The 1,848-nt window shown below is 62.1% G+C and carries 2 protein-coding genes; both read left to right on the forward strand.

Annotation, left to right across the window (positions count from 1 at the left end; genetic code table 11):
* Positions 1–52: 52 nt before the first annotated feature.
* A complete protein-coding gene (mgtE, locus tag EN984_RS33165) occupies positions 53–1,471 on the forward strand; it encodes a magnesium transporter (RefSeq protein WP_127268000.1) in 1,419 nt (472 codons plus the stop codon).
* Positions 1,472–1,628: 157 nt separating this feature from the next.
* On the forward strand, positions 1,629–1,848 hold a 220-nt coding region (locus EN984_RS33170), incomplete at its 3' end, for a MerR family transcriptional regulator (protein ID WP_127384289.1).

The following is a 1,848-nucleotide window of genomic DNA, read 5'->3' on the forward strand; positions in this document are numbered from 1 at the left end:
GCTCTAGACCTGATTTGCACCTTTTCCGGGATTCTTGTGGCGGGAGGCGCTGGTGGAAGGCGAGCACGAACGGACGATTGGCGCCAGGGCCGCCGAGGAGCACCACGCCGACATCTATGGCGAGGACGGCGCCGTGCTTTCGTCCTTCCTGGCGCGGATTGGCGCGGCGATCGCCGACCGCGACACGCTGACCCTCAAGCATGAAGTCGACGACCTGCACCAGTCGGAACTCGGCGACCTGCTCGAGGCGCTGCATCCCGAACAGCGCCACGCGCTGGTCGAGCTCCTGGGCGCCGATTTCGACTTCTCCTCGCTGACCGAGGTCGACGAGGCGATCCGTATGGAGATCGTCGACAGTCTGCCCAATGCGCAGATCGCGCAGGCGGTACAGGAGCTCGATTCCGACGACGCCGTCTACATTCTCGAAGACCTCGAGAAGGAGGATCAGGACGAGATCCTGTCGCAGCTGCCGTTCACCGAGCGGATCAGGCTGCGCCGCTCGCTCGACTATCCCGAAGAGACGGCCGGCCGCCGCATGCAGACCGAGTTCGTCGCGGTGCCGCCGTTCTGGACGATCGGCCAGACCATCGACTACATGCGCGACGACCAGAATCTGCCCGAGCGCTTCAGCCAGATCTTCGTCATCGATCCGAGCTTCAAGCTGCTCGGCGCCATCGACCTCGACCAGATCCTGCGCACCAAGCGTTCGGTCAAGGTCGAGGAAGTGATGCACGAGACGCGGCACGCCATTCCGGCCACCATGGACCAGGAAGAGGCTGCACGGGAATTCGAGCAGTACGATCTTTTGTCGGCCGCTGTCGTCGACGAGAACGAACGGCTGGTTGGCGTTCTGACCATCGACGATGTTGTCGACGTCATACAGCAGGAGGCCGAAGAAGACTTGATGCGCATGGGCGGCGTCGGCGACGAGGAGCTTTCCGACAGCATCTTTTCGACCTCGCGCTCACGCGTTCCGTGGTTGCTGATCAACCTTCTGACCGCGTTCCTGGCGGCGTCGGTGATCAGCCTTTTCGACCGCACGATCGAACATATCGTCGCACTGGCGGTGCTGATGCCGATCGTCGCCGGCATGGGCGGCAATGCCGGCTCGCAAACCATGACCGTCACCGTGCGGGCGTTGGCGACCAGGGATCTCGACATCTACAATGCCGGCCGCATCATTCGCCGCGAGATGGGTGTCGGCTTCATCAACGGCATCGTCTTCGCCATCCTGATCGGCATCGTTGCGGCAGCCTGGTTCCGTGACCCCAATCTGGGCGGCATCATCGCGGCGGCGATGATCATCAACATGTTCGTGGCCGCTCTGGCCGGCATCCTGATCCCGCTGCTGCTCGATCGTTTCAAGATCGATCCGGCGGTCGCTTCGGCAGTTTTTGTCACCACGGTTACCGACGTCGTCGGCTTCTTTGCATTTCTCGGCATTGCCACGTGGTGGTTCGGTGTGCCCTGAAGGCATGCCTTTTGGCTTAATTGACTTTTACGTAAATGCCGTGCGAGGCTTGCGCGGGGCGCCATGTCGATTCCGGCATGGCATGGGTTTTGGTTCGGGACATAAGGGCGACGCCGGCATGGCGATCGCCCCTTGGTTTCGGCGTGCGGGAGTGGCAATGCGAGAATATTATTCGATCACCGAGTTGACCCGCGAGTTCGACGTGTCGACGCGGACGCTGCGCTTTTACGAGGACGAAGGGCTGGTGCAGCCGGTGCGGCGTGGCCGCACGCGGCTGTTTCGCCCCTCCGACCGGCACCTCATCCGTCAGATCATGCGCGGCAAGAGGCTTGGCTTCTCGATCAACGAAATCCGCGAGATCATCCAGATGTACAAGG

Origin of the sequence: Mesorhizobium sp. M7A.F.Ca.CA.004.12.1.1 (assembly GCF_003997835.1) — a bacterium.
In the GTDB taxonomy this organism is placed as follows: Bacteria; Pseudomonadota; Alphaproteobacteria; order Rhizobiales; family Rhizobiaceae; genus Mesorhizobium.